This window comes from Pseudarthrobacter sp. H2, from assembly GCF_050157045.1.
In the GTDB taxonomy this organism is placed as follows: domain Bacteria; phylum Actinomycetota; class Actinomycetes; order Actinomycetales; family Micrococcaceae; genus Arthrobacter.
Genome location: NZ_CP189594.1, coordinates 3,311,461 through 3,329,977, shown reverse-complemented (window position 1 = coordinate 3,329,977; position 18,517 = coordinate 3,311,461). Strand labels below are relative to the sequence as shown.

The window sequence follows — 18,517 nt, the reverse complement described above, 5'->3', positions numbered from 1 at the left end:
AGCGGTGCGTGAGCGGCTGTGCCGTGGCCTCCGGTCCCGGAAGCCAGGACCTTCCACTAGCCGGCCACCGCACCAAACGCCAGGCCCAGCAGGTACGTCGCGCCGGCTGCGCCCATGCCGATCGCGAGCTGGCGGAGGCCGCGGGTGGTGGGGGATGTGCCGGAGAGGAGACCGACGACGCCGCCGGTGAACAGCAGTGCCAGGCCCACCAGCAGGGCGGAGACCGCGAGCGCCGCGACCCCGGTCATGCCGAGCAGGAACGGGATGATCGGCACGACCGCGCCGGAGGCGAAGAAACAGAAGCTGGACGCCGCCGCGCTCCAGGCGTTGCCGACGGCCTCGTGCTGGTCGGGCACCTCGGGGCGTTCCGGCCACAGCGACAGGCTTGGATCGCAGTCGCAGTCCAGCTGGCCCATCCGCTCGGCGACACGGTGTTCGGCCGCCTCCCGGGACATTCCCCGGGCCAGGTACACGAGCAGCAGCTCATTGTGTTCGATGTCCAGCGCGGGCGCCGCGGCAAGCGTGATTTGGGTAGGACGGGTCGCGGCCAGGAGTTCCCGCTGCGACCGCACCGAAATGAACTCACCGGCACCCATCGACAGCGCCCCGGCCAGCAGGCCGGCCACGCCGCTGAGGAGGACCACGTGGCTTCCCACCCCGGAGGCGGCCATGCCCATGACGAGGGAGAGGTTGCTGACCAGCCCGTCGTTCGCACCGAAGACGGCGGCCCGGAAGGTGCCGGCCAGCCGGTTGCGGCCCCGGGTGGCGAGCCCGCGGACGACTTCTTCGTGGATCTGCTCGTCGGCGGCCATGGCGGGGGTGGCGGAGGGGTCGCGGGAGTAGGGCGAGCGGCTCTCGGCACGCTGGGCCAGGGCCAGGACGAACACGGAACCGAAGTGGCGCGCCAGGAAACCCACAAACCGGCTGCGGAGCGACGCGTGGCGCGGCCGGCCGGCGTCCTCGCCGAGCAGCTGGAGCCAGTGCGCCTCGTGGCGGCCCTCGGCCTCGGCCAGCGCGAGCAGGATGTCACGCTCTTCGCCGTGCCGGTTCTGGGCCAGGTCACGGTAGACGGCGGCTTCGGCCCGTTCGTCGGCGAGGTACTGGCGCCAGCGCTTGATGTCCGCGGCGCTGGCTGCCGGAGCATGGTGATGGGGGGCGGTTTCGCGGTTCCCGGCGGTGCCGGCGCGGTCCTGGTCGGCGCGGTTCTGGTCAGATTCGGCGTGCTGAAACACGAAAGCTCCTGGGCTTGAAAGGGCATGGTGCGGCCCCATTGCGTTTCAAGACTACCCGGTAATCCGGCCGATTTCCGGCTGGTGATCCTTAGCCAAAAGTTTAGGCAGACCTGAAAGATCCTGCCGCTGCGGGGCATCCAGCCGGTGGCCCGCAGGACCCCTTGACCCTCAAGGTTCGCGGTGTTCGAATGAAATCCACGGCGGGTTCTCCGGCAGGCCCGCCGCCGAGCGTCGGGGTCCCGGCCCTGGTGAGCGGACCGCCCGGAACACTGCCGCCAGCCCGAGCGCACGGAGGTTGCACCATGGACAACACCGAGTCACAGCCAGCAGCACATCCGGTCCTGCCAGTGCGGGATACCGTCGAGTCCGATCCCGCCTACGACTTCGCCGAGGACACGCCCGTGGATGACGAGGAATGGGACGAGGTGGGCGAGCCGGACGGGCTGGTCGACGAAGACGAGCGCGTCGTGCCGCTCGCTGACGCGGACGAGTTCCGCGAGCCGGAGGACGAGGGGTAGCCGGGGCGTTGAACGGTTAACCGCCGACGGCGGTGCCTCCCCGGGAGGGGGAGGCGCCGCCGTCGGGCGTTCTGGCAGTCCGTGCCCGGCCCGTCCTAGTGCGCCAGGACGGGAGCCGGCTCGTCCTCGGCGGCCCCGCCGGCTACGCGATGGCGCCAGTTCCGTATGACCGCGGGGTCCGTGGGCGTGGTCAGCAGCGACACCGCGATGTAGACGACGGCGGAGGCAAGGAGGCCGTAGTAGATCGGCTCGTTGGCGTAGATGCCGTCCAGCGGCACCTCGGCGTTGATCTCCAGGACGATCATGGTGCCCAGGGTGATGACCGAACCCACGGCCATGGAGGCCGCGGCGGCCGCCCCGGTGCCGCGCTTCCAGAGGAGGCCGCCGAGGATGGCGACCAGGAGCCCGCCCACCAGGATGTCGTAGGCGATGGTGAGGGCCGCGACGACGTCCTTGGTGATGATGGCGATGACGATCGCCACGATCCCGAGGCCCAGGACCCACCGGCGGTTGGCCTTGACGTCGTGTTCGGGGTTGTCGGTGTCCTCCGTGTTGATGTCCTTGCCGAACCAGCCGGCGACGAACGGCAGGACGTCGGCGCGGGCCACGGTGGCGGCGGCGATCAGGGCCCCGGAGGCGGTGGACATCATGGCCGCGACGGCTGCGGCGAGCACGAGGCCGCCGATGCCGACGGGCAGGAGGTGGGTGGCGACCTCGGCGTAGACGACATCCTTGCCGAGGGCCTTGACATCGATGTTGGGCAGGGCGACACGGGCGCCGAGGCCGATCAGCGCGCCGGCGGCACCGTAGAGGATGCAGTAGATGCCGGCGGTGGCGCCGCCCCAGCGGGCGACGGTGGGGGTCTTGGCGGTGAACACGCGCTGCCAGATGTCCTGGCCGATCAGCAGGCCCAGGGTGTACACCACGAAGTAGGTGATGATGGTCTGGATTCCGATGCCGTCGATCTGGAAGAAGCTGGCCTCCACGCGGCTGCGGATCCCGTCGAGCCCGCCGGCAGCGTTGAGCGTGAGCGGCAGCATCAGCAGGAAGATGCCGACGGTCTTGATGACGAACTGGACCTGGTCGGCCAGGGTGATGGACCACATGCCGCCGATGGTGGAATACACGAGCACGATCGCGCCGCCGATCGCGATCGCGAGGGCCCGGTCCCAGCCGAAGAGGACCACGAAGATGGTGGCGTAGGCGCCGGTGGACGTGGCGCACAGCATCAGCGTGTAGGCGAGCATCACGATGCCCGAGGTCTGCGTGGCACGGCTGCCGTAGCGCAGGGTCAGCATCTGGGAGACGGTGTAGATCTTCAGCTTCTGGATGGTGCCGGCGAAGAGCAGGCTGAGCAGCAGCACGCCCGCGCCGATCGCGACCACGAGCCACATGCCGGAGACCCCGAACTTGTAGCCCAGGCCCACGCCGCCGACGGTCGAGGCGCCGCCCAGTACGACGGCGGCCATGGTGCCCGTGTAGAGGAACGGGCCGAGCCGGCGGCCCGCGACCAGGAAGTCGCTGTTGTTCTTGGTGCGGGACTTGCCCCACCATCCGAACGCCAGCATGGCGACCAGGTACACCACCACGATGGCGATGTTGACGAAACTTGCGTCCATGAAAGGCTCCTTGGAGCTGTCTGGCAGGAGGGGTGAACCGGCCGCGGGCAAACGTGCGCCCGGCGATCCCGCTGCTGCTTGGTGGTTTGTGGGGGAGGATTCCGTGCGCCCCGGCCCGGGAGCCTCCCGCGACCTTTCCCCATCTTCCCGCTGATTGCCTAATAGACAACAGTTGTTGCCAAGAGGTTAGGGTGTGACCCCGGTAACAGTCAAGACGCCTCCCGCGCCGCCGCCGGAACCCTGGCATCCGCCGTCGTGTCCGGCGTCGTAGCCGCAGCCCCTTCCGGCGTCGTATCCGGCGTCGGAGGGCCCGGTCCCGATACTATTGCTGCAATGATGGGGCCGAGCGGCCGGCCGTGAAAGGTTCCTAGATGAAGGCTTTACCAGTTGAACCGAGCAACGCTCCGGTTGCCATCGGTTCCCGGATCCGTGCCGCCCGGCAGTCGCAGCGGCTCACGATCGAGCAGGTGGCCGATGCCACCGGCCTGACCAAGGGCTTCCTCAGCCGGGTCGAGCGGGACCTCACCTCGCCGTCGGTCGCATCCCTCGTGACGCTGTGCCAGGTGCTCTCCATCTCGATCGGCGATCTCTTCGCCGCTTCCGAGACGCACCTCACCAAGAAGGACGAAGGCCCCCGGATCTCGCTCGGCGGGGAAGGGATCGTGGAGCGTCTCCTGACGGCCCGTTCCGAGCGCCGGATCCAGATCATCCAGGCCGTGATCGAGCCGCGCGGCAGGGGCGAATCCGAACTGTATGCCGTGGACTGCGACGTCGACGTGCTGCATGTGGTCAAGGGCAGCATCCGGCTGATCCTCACCAACGAGGAGTTCGAGCTCACCACCGGGGATACCGTGACGTTCCCCGGCCGGGAGCCGCACACCTGGGTCAATCCCACGGACGACGCCGTCGAGGTCCTGTGGGTGCTGGTCCCGGCAGCCAGCCGCTAGCCGCGCCCAGGCGGCCGCCATGCCCGGGCGCCGGCCCCCGGTGAGATGTACGTCACATGCCGTTAACCTCGCCGAAACGGCGATTTAATTCCCAAGCCGCCCCCGTAACGCCCGCGTAAAGGCGGAAGTGCCTTGCTGAAACATGCCCCCGGTAGCGTCAACCGCAGGGGACGTGCACAACAGCCCCGCAGTTGACATGGTCTCGCCGGTCCGGCGCCCTTGGAGCGCCGGCATTCGAGGAAGGCTCCCGCAATGAACCTGGCTGTGCTTGCAGTAGGAATGGACGTAGATCCCCAGGCGCTCGATCCTGGCGCGACAGCGTGGATGCTCGCAGCGTCCGCCCTGGTCCTCCTGATGACCCCCGGTCTCGCGTTCTTCTACGGCGGACTGGTGCGGATGAAATCGGTCCTGAACATCATGATGATGAGCTTCGGCGCCATGGGGGTCGTCGCCGTCGTCTGGGCCCTGTGGGGCTACGGCATGGCGTTCGGGCCCGATTCGCTCAATGGATTCGTCGGTGACCCCTTCGCCAACTTCGGCCTGAGCGGACTGACCGGCAGCATCGGCGGCAAGGCGGCCGGACTGCCGGACATGGTGTTCATCGGTTTCCAGGCCACCTTCGCCATCATCACCGTCGCGCTGATCAGCGGCGCCGTCGCCGAACGCGTCCGGTTCGGACCCTGGCTGCTCTTCGCCGCCCTGTGGGTGACGCTCGTCTATGCTCCCATCGCCCACTGGGTCTGGGGCGGCGGGATCTTCGGCGCCGACGGGATCATCGGCAGCAGGATTTCCGCCCTCGACTTCGCCGGCGGAACCGTCGTGCACATGAACGCCGGCATGGCGGGCCTGATGCTCGCCGTCGTCCTGGGCAAGCGGCTGGGCTTCATGAAGGACCCGAACATCCGCCCGCACAACCTGCCGTTCGTGATGCTCGGGGCCGGCCTGCTGTGGTTCGGCTGGTTCGGGTTCAACGCAGGCTCCGAACTCGCCGCCGACGCCACCGCCGGCCTGGCCTGGACCAACACGCTGCTGGCCACCAGTGCGGCGCTGCTCGGCTGGCTGCTCGTGGAACGGCTCCGCGATGGGCACGCCACCTCCCTGGGTGCGGCCTCGGGCGCGGTGGCCGGCCTCGTGGCCGTCACCCCGGCCTGCGGCTTCGTCGACCCCGTCGGGGCCATCCTGATCGGCGCGGTGGCGGGGGCGGTCTGCGCGCTCGCCGTGGCGCTGAAGTTCAAGATCGGACTCGATGACTCGCTCGACGTCGTGGCCGTGCACTTCGTCGGCGGCCTGTGGGGGACGCTGTCCCTTGGGTTCTTCGCGCTCCCGTCCGCGAAGACGGAGGGGGGACTGTTCTATGGCGGCGGCCTGGCCCAGTTCTGGCCGCAGCTGCTGACGGCGCTCATCGTCACCGTCTGGAGCGCCGTCATGACCACGCTGATCGGCTTCGCGATCCACAAGGCCATGGGCATGAGGGTGTCCGAGGCCGATGAGCTCTCCGGCATCGACGTGACGGAACACGCCGAAACCGCGTACGAACTCCTGATGGTCGGCGGCAGCTTCCATCCCGGAGATCCGCACGCCAAAGCGGCCGCCGCCGTCGCGCCCGCCGGCCTGCTTGAGGGCCAGCCGGAGGCCCCGCCTGAAAGCCAGCCGGAGGGCGAACAGGACAGCCAGCCGGAGAGCCAGCCGGACGGCCGGCCGGTCCGAGGGAAGGTGTCGAGATGAAACTCGTGACCGCCATCGTCCGGCCGGAGCGGATCGACGCCGTGAGCGCGGCCCTGGAGGAGCTGGGCGTCAACGGCCTGACCGTCAGCCAGGCCAGCGGCTACGGCCGGCAGCGCGGCCATGTGGAGGTGTACCGGGGCTCCGAGTACACCTCCGATCTCCTCACCAAGGCCAGGGTGGAGGTGCTGGTCAACGAGGACGCCGTCGACGGCGTCGTGGAGGCCATCGTGGCCGGGGCGCGCACGGGCAACTTCGGCGACGGCAAGATCTGGACCATCGATGTGAGCGACGCCGTCCGCGTCCGGACGGGGGAACGGGGCGCCTCCGCGATCGCCTGAGCAACTTTGGTAAACAACTGATGCGCATTACGAAACTTTGAGGGTATGATGGCTGTCACACCTGTCGGTCAATCCTCGAAGGAGAGGCTTTCTTTTGGAAGAGCTGCGCATCGAGGCCAATGGCAACCTTGGCCCCATCGATTCATCCCGTATTCCGCGCTACGCGGGAGCCGCCACCTATGCCCGCCTGCCGCGGCTGGACCAGGTCGCCAAGGCCGACGTCACCGTGGTGGGCGTGCCGTTCGACTCCGGCGTCTCCTACCGCCCCGGCGCGCGCTTCGGCGCCAACCACGTCCGCGAAGCCAGCCGGCTGCTCCGCCCGTACAACCCGGCGTGGGACGTCAGCCCCTTCGAAAACATCCAGGTGGCCGACGCCGGCGACATGGCTGTCAACCCCTTCAACATCCATGACGCCATCGAGACGATCCAGCAGAACGCCCTGGACCTGACCGCGTCCGGCAGCAGGCTGCTGACCCTCGGCGGGGACCACACCATCGCCCTGCCCCTGCTGCGCGCCGCCGCCGAGCGCGCCGGCGAGCCCGTGGCCATGCTCCACTTCGACGCGCACCTGGACACCTGGGACACCTACTTCGGCGCCGAATACACCCACGGCACACCCTTCCGCCGCGCCGTCGAGGAAGGCATCCTGGACACCGAGGCGATCAGCCACATCGGCACCCGGGGCCCGCTCTACGGTAAGAAGGACCTCGAGGACGACCACCGCTTCGGCTTCGGCATCGTCACCTCCGCGGACGTCTACTACCAGGGCGTGCTCGAGACCGTGGCCAAGGTCCGCGACCGGATCGGCAACCGTCCGCTCTACATCTCGGTGGACATCGACGTCCTGGATCCGGCCCACGCGCCGGGTACCGGCACGCCCGAGGCCGGCGGCATCACGAGCCGCGAGCTGCTGGAAATCATCCGCGGCTTCCGCGGCATGAACCTGGTGGGGGCCGACGTCGTCGAGGTCGCCCCCGCGTATGACCACGCCGACATCACCGGGGTGGCCGCGAGCCACGTCGCCTACGAACTGGTCACCCTGATGGCCGACCGCGCCGTCGAAGGGGACCGGACCGGCGCGCCCAACGGCTACGCCGCCCAGGCCCTCGGCCAGGAATCCCGCCGCCCGGCCGGATTCGCTGCCGGACCCAAGGAGTACTGACAATGATCGATTTCGACCCCGGCACAGCAGCCCCGACAAAGGGCACGGACGTGCGCAACGGCGGGGACCTCGTCGTCGAGACCCTCGAGGCGCTCGGTGCCAGGACCGTGTTCGGCATCCCGGGCCAGCATGCCTTGGGCCTGTTCGATGCGATGGGCCGCGGGAACCTGCACTTCGTCTCCTCGCGGGTGGAGAACAATTCCGCCTTCGCAGCTGACGGCTATGCCCGTGCCACCGGGGAGGTCGGGGTTCTGTTCCTCTCCACCGGCCCCGGCGCGCTGACCTCCCTGGCCGGGCTCCAGGAGGCGTATGCCACGGGTGTTCCCATGGTGGTGATCGCCAGCCAGATCCCGCTCGAAGGGCTCGGCGCGCGCCGGAAGGGCATGCTCCACCAGCTCGATGACCAGAAGGCCTCGGCCGCGAACGTCACCAAGAGCCAGCGGCTGATCCAGCACGCCTCCGGCATCCCCTCGGCCATCCAGGACGCCTGGACCGAGGCCATCTCCTCGCCCCAGGGTCCCGTCTGGCTGGAAATCCCGCAGAACGTGCTGCTGGACCCCATCATGGTGCCCCCGGTGGAGGATGCCCTCGCCGAGGCGGCCGACAATCCGCCCCGCGTGGAGCTGGTCCGTGAAGCCGTGAAATGGCTCTCGACGGCGGAACGTCCCGCCATCATCGCCGGCGGCGGCACCCGACGCGGCCGGGCCGAGAAATCGCTGCTCTCGATCGCGGAAAAACTGCGGGCCCCCGTCATCTGCACCCCGGGCGGCAACGGCGCGTTCCCCTGGAACCACGAGCTCTCGCTCCAGTCCTGGATCGAGGACCGGCACATGACGGAGCTGCTCGAGGACGCCGATGTCCTGATAGTGATCGGCTCCTCGCTCGGCGAGGTCACGTCCAACTACTTCACCTTCGAACCCCGCGGCCGGATCATCCAGATCGACGCCGAGCCCCGTGTGCTCGAGTCCAACCGTCCCGGCCTGGGTATCCGTGCCGACGCCGGCCAGGCGCTCGCCGCCCTCGACGAGGCCCTGAAATCGGTGGTTGGGCCTGTCGAAACCGGGCCTGTCGAAACCGAGCCTGTCGAACCCCGTGCCGACTGGCACGGCACCTCTCCGGAAGCGCTCGTCAAGGAAACCCTGGCCAAGGTCATGGCCCGCCTCGAATCCCAGGACCTCGGCAAGGAACTGAAGTTCATGGCGGACATCCGTGACGCCGTTCCCGGGGGCATGCAGACCTTCTGGGACATGACGATTTCCGCCTACTGGGCCTGGAGCTGCTGGGACGCCCGCGAGGGCCAGTTCCACTCCGCCCAGGGCGCCGGCGGGCTGGGCTTCGGCTTCCCCGCGGCCATCGGCGGCGCCGTCGGCCTCGAGACCATCGGCACCTCCGCCGGTTCGGCCCGGGTGCTGGCCGTCTCCGGCGACGGCTCGGCGATGTACTCCATCTCCGAACTCGCCACCGCCAAGCAGCACAACGTTCCGGTGACGTGGCTGATTGTGGACGACGGCGGCTACGGCATCCTGCGCGAGTACATGGTGGGCGCCTTCGGCAAGGCCACGGCCACCGAACTCGCCCGGCCCGACTTCGTCAAGCTGGCCGAAGCGTTCGGAATCCCCGCCACCCGGGTGGCCCCGGAGGACGTCGGGGACGCGTTGAAGGCGGGCTTCGCCGCCGAGGGCCCGAACGTCGTCGTGGTTGAAACCCTGCTCAGGATGTTCGGTCCGACACACCTGGAGGGTTAACCCCGTGGCTCCAACCCCGCTGCCCGCCCGCCTCCACCCCGCCCGCCCCCACCCCACCCCACCCCCAGCGCGAACGTACACGTCAGGCCCCAGATCCGCCGGATTCGGGGCCTGACGTGTACGTTCGCGCTTCTGTCGTGCGCTGCTGCGGGCGCCTCCGCCGGGCGCGCTTGACCGGGCTCAGCGCACCACCCGGAGCACCACTCCCGGCCGGAGGTTAGTTTCCCAAAGTAACCACTTTTTGATATGGTTGCCTAAGGCAAACAAAAAGAGGGGCGTCCATCATGCCAGTTCCACCGACGAGTGCAGCCAACCTCGTGTACCAGATCTTCGATCTCCAGCGCGCGGTCCGCTGCGCCGCCGCGCTGAACCTGCCCGGCGAGGACACCGGGGTGGCGCTGCAGGGCGTCCTCCGCTTTGTGGGGGAGCGCGAATCCCGCGCCACGCACCTTGCCGAGCGCCTCGGAGTCAGCGCCCCCGTCCTCAGCCGGCATATCGCCGAGCTGGAGGAGCAGGGCTACGTGGTCCGCAGGCCGGATCCGGAGGACGGGCGGGCGCAGCTGGTTGCGCTCTCCCCGCTGGGTGCGGAGAAACTCCGCGCCATCGAGGTCCATCGCACGGCCACGCTCCAGGGCCTGCTGCTGGACTGGAGCGAGGAAGACATCGAACAGACGGCGGTAACCCTCAAGAAACTAGCCGAGTCCCTGAGGACGTCAGTCCGGGCAAAGGCGGCCGGATCCACCACTATGACCACCGCTGCGCAGGAGTAGGAATATGGCAAGCCACGCCGCCGCCACCGGGCCGTCACCGGCCCCGTCGCCGTCCCCCACACAGCCTTCGCACCCCGCTCCCATGCTCGTCATGACCCACCGCCAGATCCTGGAAGCCCTCACGGGGCTGCTCGCCGCGTTTTTCACCGCGATCATCAGCAGCACCATCGTGGCCAACGCGCTGCCGACGATCATGTCCGAGCTCAAGGGCAGCCAGACGGACTTCGCCTGGGTCATCACGGCGGCGCTGCTGGCCAACGCCGCGACCACGCCCATCTGGGGCAAACTGGCGGACCTTTTCAGCAAGAAACTCCTGGTCCAGCTCAGCATCGTGATCTTCGTGGCCGGTTCCGTCATGGCGGGCCTGTCCGACTCGATCCCGTTCCTGTTGACCGCCCGCGTCATCCAGGGCATCGCCATGGGCGGCCTCACAGCCCTGGCCCAGGCCATCATGGGCTCCATCATCTCGCCCCGTGACCGCGGAAAGTACTCCGGCTACATGGGCGCCGTCATGGCCGTCGGCACCGCCGGCGGCCCGCTGCTCGGCGGCTTCATCGTCGACAGCCCGCTGGGCTGGCGCTGGACGTTCTTCGTCTGCGTCCCGCTCGCCGTCGTCGCCCTCATCCTGCTGCAGGTCACGCTGAAGCTGCCGCACGTCAGGCGCCCGGCAAAGATCGACTGGCTGGGATCCGTCCTGCTCACCTCCGGCGTCAGCCTGCTGCTGATCTGGATTTCCTTCGCCGGCAACCCGGCCTACTACGACTGGTGGTCCTGGCAGACGGCCGGGATGGTCGGCGGCGGCATCGTTCTCCTGGCCCTGTTGGTGCTCGTCGAATCACGCGTGGCCGAGCCCATCATCCCGCTGAAGATCATCTCCCAGCGCACCACCGCCCTGTCCATCCTGGCCTCGATGGCCGTCGGCGTCGGCATGTTCGGCTCCTCCGCGTTCCTTGGCCAGTACTTCCAGGTGGCCCGCGGCGCCAGCCCCACGGAGGCAGGACTGCTGACGCTGCCCATGATCGCCGGCAACCTGATCGGTTCGGTCCTCTCCGGCCAGCTGATCACCCGCACCGGCAAGTGGAAGCGCTACCTCGTCGCCGGAGCCATCCTGCTGGTCGGCGGACTGGGACTGGCCGGAACCATCGACCACACCACGGAGCTCTGGCTCACGGGCCTGTACACCTTCATCCTCGGCCTTGGCCTGGGGCTGCTCATGCAGAACCTGGTCCTGGCCGTGCAGAACACCGTCCGGGCGTCCGACATCGGCACCGCAAGTGCCTCCGTGGCCTTCTTCCGCTCGGTCGGCGGCGCCATCGGTGTCTCGGTCCTGGGCGCCGTCCTGGGCACCCGGATCAACCAGCTCGCCACCGAAGGGCTCGCTGCCGCGGGGATCCCGGCCACGGGCGGCTCCTCCGGGGGAACCATGGACCTGAAGGACATGCCGGCGCCCGTCCGCGACATCATGCGGGCAGCCTACGGTGACGCCACGGCCCAGATCTTCCTGATCTCCGCCATCATCGGCATCGTGGCCCTCGTCGCGATCCTCTTCATCAAGGAACAGCCCCTGCGCCGCACCCTGGACATCGAGCCGGCGCCCGCTGCCGGAGCCGGTCCCGCCAACGGAACCGCCGGAACCCCCGGAACCGCTTCGGCTGCCACTCACGACGGCGGCCCGGCAGCGTCCGCCGCCGGCGCGGCCGGGTCCGGACTCGTGGACCTGGACCGGGAATTCATCGAGGTGCTCAGCGGCCAGCGCGTCAATGAGTCGCGCTTCCCGGAGGCCGCCTGCCGGGACGCAGCCCGGCCGCGTGCCCGCACCCTGGTGGCGGACGCGCGCGCCGAAACCGCCGACGTCGTACCCTTGCTGCTGCGGACCCAGCAGTTGCTGGCCGAGCAGCAGGTCCAGCTGGCAGAGGCGCTGCGCGCCGTGCATGAGCAGGCGGCGGAGCAGCGTGCGATCACTTCCGAACAGGCCCGGGTCAGCGAAGAGCTCACCACCCTGCGCCGGCAGCTGGCGAAGGAACGGAAGCAGCAGCGCGCCGCGGCCGACTACATCGCAACCCACGGCCGGCACCGGAACGCGTAAACCGCGGAACGCGTAACACCCCGGCACGGGAGGGCGAGAACGCGAGGGCGGAACTGCGGATCCACATTTGTTTGGGCGGTGTCGGGTGTCCCGTGTTCCACGGGAGCGGGGGATTTCGTACAGTTGGATGGCTAATGCTGTCGGACCCCTCCGGTATTACTGTTCTAAGTAATTCCGGAATTCACCCAGCGCTCTCCCATCGGCTCTCCCATTGGCTTTCCAATGAGTGTCACTACATCAGTTTCTAAGGACTCGTGGGCATGCTTGTCACCCTCATGCGGCGCTACTCCAAGCCGTATCTGCCGTACATCGCGGCCGTCATCATCTTCCAGCTGGCCTCCACCATTGCGGCCCTGTACCTGCCCAGCCTGAACGCCCGGATCATCGACGAGGGCGTCTCCCGCGGCGACACGGACTACATCTGGCGCACCGGCGGGCTCATGCTCGGGGTGGCGCTGGTCCAGGTGGCCACCGCGATCGCCGGGGTGTACTTCGGTTCGAAGGCCGCGATGGCGTTCGGCCGCGACCTGCGCCGGGGCGTTTTCCGCAAGGTCAGCAGCTTCTCGGCCAAGGACGTCAACGTCTTCGGCGCCCCCACGCTCATCACGCGCGGCACCAACGATGTCCAGCAAGTCCAGATGCTCATGCTGATGGCGCTGAACTTCATGGTCGCCACCCCCATCATGTGCATCGGCGGCATCTTCATGGCGCTGCGCGAGGACCTCAATCTTTCCTGGCTGGTGTGGGTTTCCGTGCCCCTGCTGGTGGTGGTGGTCGGCTATCTCGTGGTCCGGCTGATGCCGCTGTTCCGCTCCATGCAGACCAAGATCGACAGGCTCAACGGGGTCCTCCGCGAGCAGATCATCGGCATCCGCGTGGCCCGTGCCTTCGTGCGCGAACCCCATGAGGCGCAGCGGTTCGGTGCGGCCAATAAGGAACTGACGGACGTCTCGCTGAAGATCGGCGCGTTGTTCGTGCTGATGTTCCCCGCCATCGGAATGATCCTGCACGTCTCCACCGCCGCCGTGCTGTGGTTCGGCGGCCAGCGCGTCGGCGCCGGCGAGATGCAGGTCGGTTCGCTGACGGCGTTCCTGCAGTACCTGCTGCAGATCCTGATGGCCGTGATGATGGGCACGTTCATGGCCATGATGATTCCCCGCGCCTCGGTCTGCGCGGACCGCATCGGCGAGGTGCTCGACGTCGAACCCTCCATCCATGAGCCGCTCACCCCGGTGCCGCCGCTTGCAAGGGCCGGCCGCGTGGAGTTCCGGAACGTCTCCTTTGCCTACCCGGGGGCCGAGGCGCCGGTCCTGAGCGACATCAGCTTCACCGCCGAGCCCGGCCAGACCGTGGCGATCATCGGCTCCACCGGTGCCGGGAAGACCAGCCTGCTGGCCCTGCTGCCGCGGCTCTACGACGCCGCCTCGGGCGAGGTGCTGCTCGACGGCGTCCCCGTCACCCACCTGGACCGGGCGGAAATCACGCAGCGCGTGGCCATGGTGCCGCAGCGGCCCTACCTGTTCTCGGGAACCATCGAACACAACCTGCGTTTCGGCAAACCGGAGGCGACGGACGAGGAACTCTGAGACGCCCTGACCGTGGCCCAGGCCGCGGACTTCGTGCGGGAAAAGCAGAACGGCCTCGGCGCCCGGATCGCCCAGGGCGGCACCAACGTCTCCGGCGGCCAGCGGCAGCGGCTGTGCATCGCCCGGGCCCTCGTCACCGAACCCAAGGTCTTCCTGTTCGACGACTCGTTCTCGGCCCTCGACGTCGCCACGGACGCCAGGCTGCGCCGCGCGCTCAAGGCGAAGACCTCCGACGCGACGGTGATCATCGTCGGCCAGCGCGTCTCCACGATCGCCGATGCGGACCAGATCCTCGTCCTGGACAAGGGCCGGATCGTGGACCGGGGCACGCATGGGGAACTGCTGGAAACGTCGCCCACCTATCAGGAAATTGTGGAATCCCAGCTGAGCGCGGAGGCAGTGGCATGAGCACCAACGAGAAGATCTCCGCAGAAAAGGCTGCCGGAGGCAAGATCGACGGCAAGGGACCGGCCGGCGCACCACCGGCGGCCGCACCCGACGACGACTTCTACGAGGAGGAATTCACTCCCGGCGAGGCCGACGGCGGCATGTTCGGCGCCATGCCGGCCAAGAAGGCGCAGCATTTCTGGCCCTCGGCGAAACGCCTCATGGGGCTGCTCAAACCCGAGCGGGCAGGCATCGTCCTGGTGCTGGGGATGGTGGCGGTCGCCGTCGTCCTGAACGTGATCGCCCCCCGGATCCTGGGCCAGGCGATGGACGTGATCTTCGGGGGAGTGGTGGGCAAGCAGCTTCCCGCCGGGGTCAGCAAGGAGCAGTTCGTCGAAGGGCTGAGGTCCAAGGGCGAAAATAACTTCGCGGACATGCTCGCCAAGATGGACCTCATCCCCGGGGTGGGCATCGATTTCCAGAAGCTCGCGTTCCTCATCAGCGTGGTGCTGGTGATGTACTTCGTCGCCAACATCTTCCTCTGGCTGCAGGGCTACGTCCTGAACATCCTCGTCATGCGGGTGGTCCGCCGGCTCCGTGACGACACCGAGAAGAAGCTGAACAAGCTCCCGCTGAACTACTTCGACACCCGCCAGCGCGGCGACATCCTGTCCCGCGTCACCAACGATGTGGACAACATCCAGCAGGCCCTGCAGCAGGCCTTCGCGCAGCTCGTGAACTCGGCCCTGACGGTGCTCGGCATCGTGATCATGATGTTCATCGTGTCCTGGCAGCTGGCCCTGATCGCGCTCGTCGCCCTGCCGCTCTCCGGCGTGGCGGCGGGCATCATCGGATCCCGCAGCCAGAAGCTCTTCGCCTCGCAGTGGAAGAACACCGGCGAGCTCAACGGCCAGATCGAGGAATCGTTTTCCGGACACGACCTCGTCCGGGTCTTCGGCCGCGACGCCGACATGCTGGCCCGCTTCGACGAACGGAACGAGGCCCTCTACAAGGCCAGCTTCGGGGCGCAGTTCGTCTCCGGCATGATCATGCCGGTCATGCAGTTCGTGTCCTACCTCAGCTACGTGGGGATCGCCGTCGTCGGCGGCCTCCGGGTCGCTTCCGGCGGGATGAGCCTGGGCGACGCCACCGCCTTCATCCAGTACTCGCGCGAGTTCACCCAGCCGCTGGGCCAGATGGCAGGCATGGCCAACATGCTGCAGTCCGGTGTGGCCTCCGCGGAGCGGGTCTTCGAGTTCCTCGACGCCGAGGAGCAGGACGCCGAGACCGCCACCGAGCACCTCCCGGCCAAGACGGACGGCCATGTCGACTTCCGGCACGTCACCTTCAGTTACACCCCGGACAAGCCGCTGATCGAGGACCTGTCGTTCACCGCGGAGCCGGGGCACACCGTGGCGATCGTCGGCCCGACGGGCGCTGGCAAGACCACCCTGGTGAACCTCGTGATGCGCTTCTACGAGCTCAACGCCGGCAGCATCACCCTGGACGGGGTCGACATCACCCAGCTGGGCCGTGCGGAACTGCGCGCCAAGGTGGGCATGGTGCTCCAGGACGCCTGGCTGTTCGGCGGGACCATCTACGAGAACATCCGCTACGGCTGTGAGGATGGTTTAACACCGTTCCGGGAGGCGGTCTGACTCGCGCTACGACTGGCTTCGTGCCTTGAGTTTGATCAGTCGACCGGCACCCGGAACGGCCCGTTCGTGCTGTCACTGGCTGTGAGGATGTGTCCCAATAGGGGCTTTCGCACCAGGCACCATCACAGTCTTGACCAGCTCTCAACCAGCGACGGCCATCGTTTCCAAGAGATAGGGCGACCATGTCTACCAGCATCGTTCAACCCGTGGCTTTGCACCCAACTTCACACGCGGCCGAGGACATCCTTATGGGTGTCGACACCCATAAGGACGTTCACGTCGCCGCAGTGATCACCATGATCGGAGGTCTCATCGACACCCGCAGTTTCCCTGCGACGACGGCTGGCTACGGGCTAATGCTGGCCTGGGCACGATCATTCGGGACCCTGCGGAGGGCTGGGGTTGAATGCACAGGATCCTACGGGGCCGGTCTCTCCCGCCACCTCCAGTCTCACGGCGTCGAGGTGGTTGAGGTCAACCAACCGGACAAGGCCTTGCGTCGACGCCACGGCAAAAGCGACATGGTCGACGCCGAAGCTGCAGCCCGGGCCGTGTTGTCGGGGCGGGCGACCTCGGCGGCCAAAACGGGCGACGGGGCGGTGGAGATGCTGCGGTTGTTCAAGATGGCGAAGAACTCAGCGATCAAGTCCCGCTCTCAAGCGATCAATCAGCTCAAAGCCGTCATTGTTACCGCGGACGGAGCCTTGCGCGAGTCGCTGGCCGGGTTGAGTAACGCCCGGCTGATCCGACACTGCGCGCGCCTGACTGAGACCAAGCATCCGGGACCAGCCGGCGCTGCCCGCCACACACTTCGCCTACTCGCCCGTAGAATCCAGAACCTCACCACGGAAATTGACGATCTGAACAAACATATCGCGGCCGCCGTCGAAGAATGTGCACCAGGGATCCTCGACGTTCAGGGAGTCGGCCCGGACAGCGCCGCCGCGCTCCTCATCGCCGGCGGCGACAACCCCGAGCGCCTCGCCAACGAAGCCTCCTACGCCGCACTGTGTGGGACCAGCCCCGTCGAGGCGTCCTCCGGCCAAACCCAGCGACGGCGCCTGAACAGAGGAGGCGACCGACAAGCGAACGCGGCCCTATACCGGATCGTCCTAAGCCGGCTGAGGTGGGACCCGCGGACAAAGGAATACATGCAGACACGTCTCAGCCAGGGGAAGACACGGCGCGAGGCCATCCGGTGCCTCAAACGCTACGTCGCCCGCGAGCTCTTCGACTTCATCCGGGTCACCAGGCCGGCAGCCACGCGCGAGGAGCAGCAAGTCACCCCTTGACATCCATAGGGGCATCAAGCTGGACGCCACCGAAGAGCAGGTCATGGAAGCGGCCAAGGCAACGTTCGTGGACCGCTTCGTCCGGGCCCTCCCGGACGGCTACAACACCATCATCGACGAGGAAGGCAACAACGTCAGCGCCGGTGAAAAGCAGCTGATCACCATTGCCCGGGCCTTCGTCGCCAATCCTTCGCTGCTGATCCTGGACGAGGCCACGAGCTCGGTGGACACCCGCACCGAAGTCCTGGTCCAGAAGGCCATGGCGGCGCTGCGCACGGAGCGGACGAGCTTCGTGATCGCGCACCGGCTCTCCACCATCCGCGACGCCGACACCATCCTCGTGATGGAAGCCGGCCGGATCGTGGAGCAGGGCCGGCACGCGGAACTGCTCGAGCTGAAGGGCGCGTACTACCGGCTGTACATGTCCCAGTTCGCCGGCGAGGACGCCGACGCGTCGTTTTCTGGCGACGGCGCAGTCAACACAGCGGAGGACACGACGGCGGTGCGCAGCTGAGCGCCGCCGTCCCGGCCGCTTCAGGCTCCCGGCGCATTGAGGTGCTCGTGCCCATGCGCTGGGGCGACATGGATGCCTACGGCCACATCAACAACGTCCAGATTGTCCGGATTCTGGAGGAGGCCCGCATCGCGGCGTTCGGGCCTCCCCGCGGGCCGGGGCTGCCCGGGATCGAGCCCCCGGTGCCCCTCTTCAGCGAGGTCCCGGAAGGCACCCTGGCCCTGATCGTGGAGCACCGGATCCGCTACGTGAAAACGCTCGAATACCGCAACGTGCCGGCGGTGGTCCAGCTCTGGATCGGCGCGGTGAAGGGCGCCAGCTTCGACATCCACTACCTCGTGCAGGATCCCGTGACCGGCGAGGACTGCGTCAGGGCCACGAGCCATTTGGCGTTCGTGGATGAGGCCACCGGACGGGTGCTGCGGCTGACGCCCGGGCAAAAGGAAACGCTGGCTCCGTTTACGGTCACCCATCCGGCCACGCGTACGGCCGGCCTTCCGGCCCCTGCTGCGAAGCCGGTCCACCCGGTCCCATAGCCTCTACCTCCGGTGTTGGATCACGCCTAAAATGAACCACCCCAGGGCAAGGGCCCCGGAGTCAAGGCTCCACGACGTAAGGAACAGGGATCATGGCGAACAGAAGCAAGAAGAGCACGCACAAGAAGAAGTCGTGGAAAGAACTCTCGCCGATGGCGCGGTTCGGAACCGTTGCAGCGGCCATCGTCCAGCTGTCACTCCTCATCGCGGCGCAGCGGGACATCTCGCGCCGGCCAGCTGAGCAGATCCGCGGCAGCAAGGCCGTGTGGCGGGCGGTCACGCTCATCAATTTCATCGGGCCGGGAAGCTATTTCGCCTTTGGACGCAAGAACCTTCCCGGTACCCGATAGAGGCCGGTCCGCCGCGCGGCGGCCGCCCCCGCTAAAGCTACTTATCAGTAGG

Annotated in this window: 13 protein-coding genes and 3 pseudogenes; 14 read left to right on the top strand and 2 right to left on the bottom strand. The window is 67.8% G+C overall.

Annotation, left to right across the window (positions count from 1 at the left end):
- Positions 1-56: 56 nt before the first annotated feature.
- A complete protein-coding gene (locus ACQCSZ_RS15545; protein ID WP_427004628.1) occupies positions 57-1,232 on the bottom strand; it encodes a VIT1/CCC1 transporter family protein in 1,176 nt (391 codons plus the stop codon).
- 302 nt (positions 1,233-1,534) lie between these two features.
- Between ACQCSZ_RS15545 and ACQCSZ_RS15540 the strand changes: the two genes are divergently transcribed.
- A complete protein-coding gene (locus ACQCSZ_RS15540) occupies positions 1,535-1,750 on the top strand; it encodes a hypothetical protein (RefSeq protein ID WP_427004627.1) in 216 nt (71 codons plus the stop codon).
- Positions 1,751-1,845: 95 nt separating this feature from the next.
- Here the strand turns inward: ACQCSZ_RS15540 and ACQCSZ_RS15535 are convergent, their stop codons facing one another.
- The gene (locus ACQCSZ_RS15535; protein WP_427004626.1) at positions 1,846-3,369 is read right to left on the bottom strand and encodes a sodium:solute symporter; all 1,524 of its coding nucleotides are present in this window, start codon (positions 3,367-3,369) and stop codon (positions 1,846-1,848) included.
- Between the two features lie 371 nt (positions 3,370-3,740).
- Between ACQCSZ_RS15535 and ACQCSZ_RS15530 the strand changes: the two genes are divergently transcribed.
- The 13 genes and pseudogenes from ACQCSZ_RS15530 to ACQCSZ_RS15470 all read left to right on the top strand — a co-directional run bounded on the left by ACQCSZ_RS15530 (position 3,741) and on the right by ACQCSZ_RS15470 (position 18,465).
- Positions 3,741-4,316: a helix-turn-helix domain-containing protein gene (locus ACQCSZ_RS15530; RefSeq protein WP_427004625.1), complete on the top strand. Its 576-nt coding sequence runs from the start codon at positions 3,741-3,743 to the stop codon at positions 4,314-4,316.
- A 252-nt stretch (positions 4,317-4,568) separates the two neighbouring features.
- Positions 4,569-6,041: an ammonium transporter gene (locus ACQCSZ_RS15525; protein WP_427004624.1), complete on the top strand. Its 1,473-nt coding sequence runs from the start codon at positions 4,569-4,571 to the stop codon at positions 6,039-6,041.
- Positions 6,038-6,379, top strand: a complete 342-nt coding sequence (locus tag ACQCSZ_RS15520; protein WP_427004623.1) for a P-II family nitrogen regulator — start codon at positions 6,038-6,040, stop codon at positions 6,377-6,379. The genes ACQCSZ_RS15525 and ACQCSZ_RS15520 overlap by 4 nt, the downstream gene beginning before the upstream one ends.
- 94 nt (positions 6,380-6,473) lie before the next feature.
- On the top strand, positions 6,474-7,541 hold the full coding sequence (gene speB, locus ACQCSZ_RS15515; RefSeq protein ID WP_427004622.1) for an agmatinase: 1,068 nt from the start codon (positions 6,474-6,476) through the stop codon (positions 7,539-7,541).
- Positions 7,542-7,543: 2 nt separating this feature from the next.
- A complete protein-coding gene (locus ACQCSZ_RS15510) occupies positions 7,544-9,286 on the top strand; it encodes a thiamine pyrophosphate-binding protein (protein ID WP_427004621.1) in 1,743 nt (580 codons plus the stop codon).
- Between the two features lie 284 nt (positions 9,287-9,570).
- Entirely contained in the window at positions 9,571-10,056 is a 486-nt protein-coding gene (locus tag ACQCSZ_RS15505) for a MarR family winged helix-turn-helix transcriptional regulator (RefSeq protein WP_427004620.1), read from the top strand.
- Between the two features lie 4 nt (positions 10,057-10,060).
- Entirely contained in the window at positions 10,061-12,142 is a 2,082-nt protein-coding gene (locus tag ACQCSZ_RS15500; RefSeq protein ID WP_427004619.1) for an MFS transporter, read from the top strand.
- Between the two features lie 260 nt (positions 12,143-12,402).
- Positions 12,403-14,136, top strand: a pseudogene (locus tag ACQCSZ_RS15495) (ABC transporter ATP-binding protein).
- Positions 14,133-15,734: pseudogene (locus ACQCSZ_RS15490) on the top strand (ABC transporter ATP-binding protein); the annotation flags it as partial. The pseudogenes ACQCSZ_RS15495 and ACQCSZ_RS15490, both read left to right, overlap by 4 nt.
- Before the next feature lie 287 nt (positions 15,735-16,021).
- Positions 16,022-17,065 carry an IS110 family transposase gene (locus tag ACQCSZ_RS15485; protein ID WP_427008242.1) on the top strand — a complete coding sequence of 348 codons (1,044 nt, stop codon included), beginning with the start codon at positions 16,022-16,024 and terminating at the stop codon, positions 17,063-17,065.
- A gap of 19 nt (positions 17,066-17,084) precedes the next feature.
- Positions 17,085-17,579: pseudogene (locus ACQCSZ_RS15480) on the top strand (ATP-binding cassette domain-containing protein); the annotation flags it as partial.
- A 53-nt stretch (positions 17,580-17,632) separates the two neighbouring features.
- Positions 17,633-18,115, top strand: a complete 483-nt coding sequence (locus ACQCSZ_RS15475; RefSeq protein WP_427004618.1) for an acyl-CoA thioesterase — start codon at positions 17,633-17,635, stop codon at positions 18,113-18,115.
- Between the two features lie 92 nt (positions 18,116-18,207).
- Positions 18,208-18,465, top strand: a complete 258-nt coding sequence (locus ACQCSZ_RS15470; protein ID WP_427004617.1) for a PLDc N-terminal domain-containing protein — start codon at positions 18,208-18,210, stop codon at positions 18,463-18,465.
- Positions 18,466-18,517 lie beyond the last annotated feature (52 nt).

Coding starts and splice junctions, on each gene's coding strand:
- ACQCSZ_RS15500 (WP_427004619.1), top strand. CDS start 10,061: ATGGCAAGCCACGCCGCCGCCACCGGGCCGTCACCGGCCCCGTCGCCG.
- ACQCSZ_RS15505 (WP_427004620.1), top strand. CDS start 9,571: ATGCCAGTTCCACCGACGAGTGCAGCCAACCTCGTGTACCAGATCTTC.
- ACQCSZ_RS15470 (WP_427004617.1), top strand. CDS start 18,208: ATGGCGAACAGAAGCAAGAAGAGCACGCACAAGAAGAAGTCGTGGAAA.
- ACQCSZ_RS15530 (WP_427004625.1), top strand. CDS start 3,741: ATGAAGGCTTTACCAGTTGAACCGAGCAACGCTCCGGTTGCCATCGGT.
- ACQCSZ_RS15475 (WP_427004618.1), top strand. CDS start 17,633: ATGCGCTGGGGCGACATGGATGCCTACGGCCACATCAACAACGTCCAG.
- ACQCSZ_RS15485 (WP_427008242.1), top strand. CDS start 16,022: ATGGGTGTCGACACCCATAAGGACGTTCACGTCGCCGCAGTGATCACC.
- ACQCSZ_RS15540 (WP_427004627.1), top strand. CDS start 1,535: ATGGACAACACCGAGTCACAGCCAGCAGCACATCCGGTCCTGCCAGTG.
- ACQCSZ_RS15510 (WP_427004621.1), top strand. CDS start 7,544: ATGATCGATTTCGACCCCGGCACAGCAGCCCCGACAAAGGGCACGGAC.
- ACQCSZ_RS15520 (WP_427004623.1), top strand. CDS start 6,038: ATGAAACTCGTGACCGCCATCGTCCGGCCGGAGCGGATCGACGCCGTG.
- ACQCSZ_RS15525 (WP_427004624.1), top strand. CDS start 4,569: ATGAACCTGGCTGTGCTTGCAGTAGGAATGGACGTAGATCCCCAGGCG.
- ACQCSZ_RS15535 (WP_427004626.1), bottom strand. CDS start 3,369: ATGGACGCAAGTTTCGTCAACATCGCCATCGTGGTGGTGTACCTGGTC.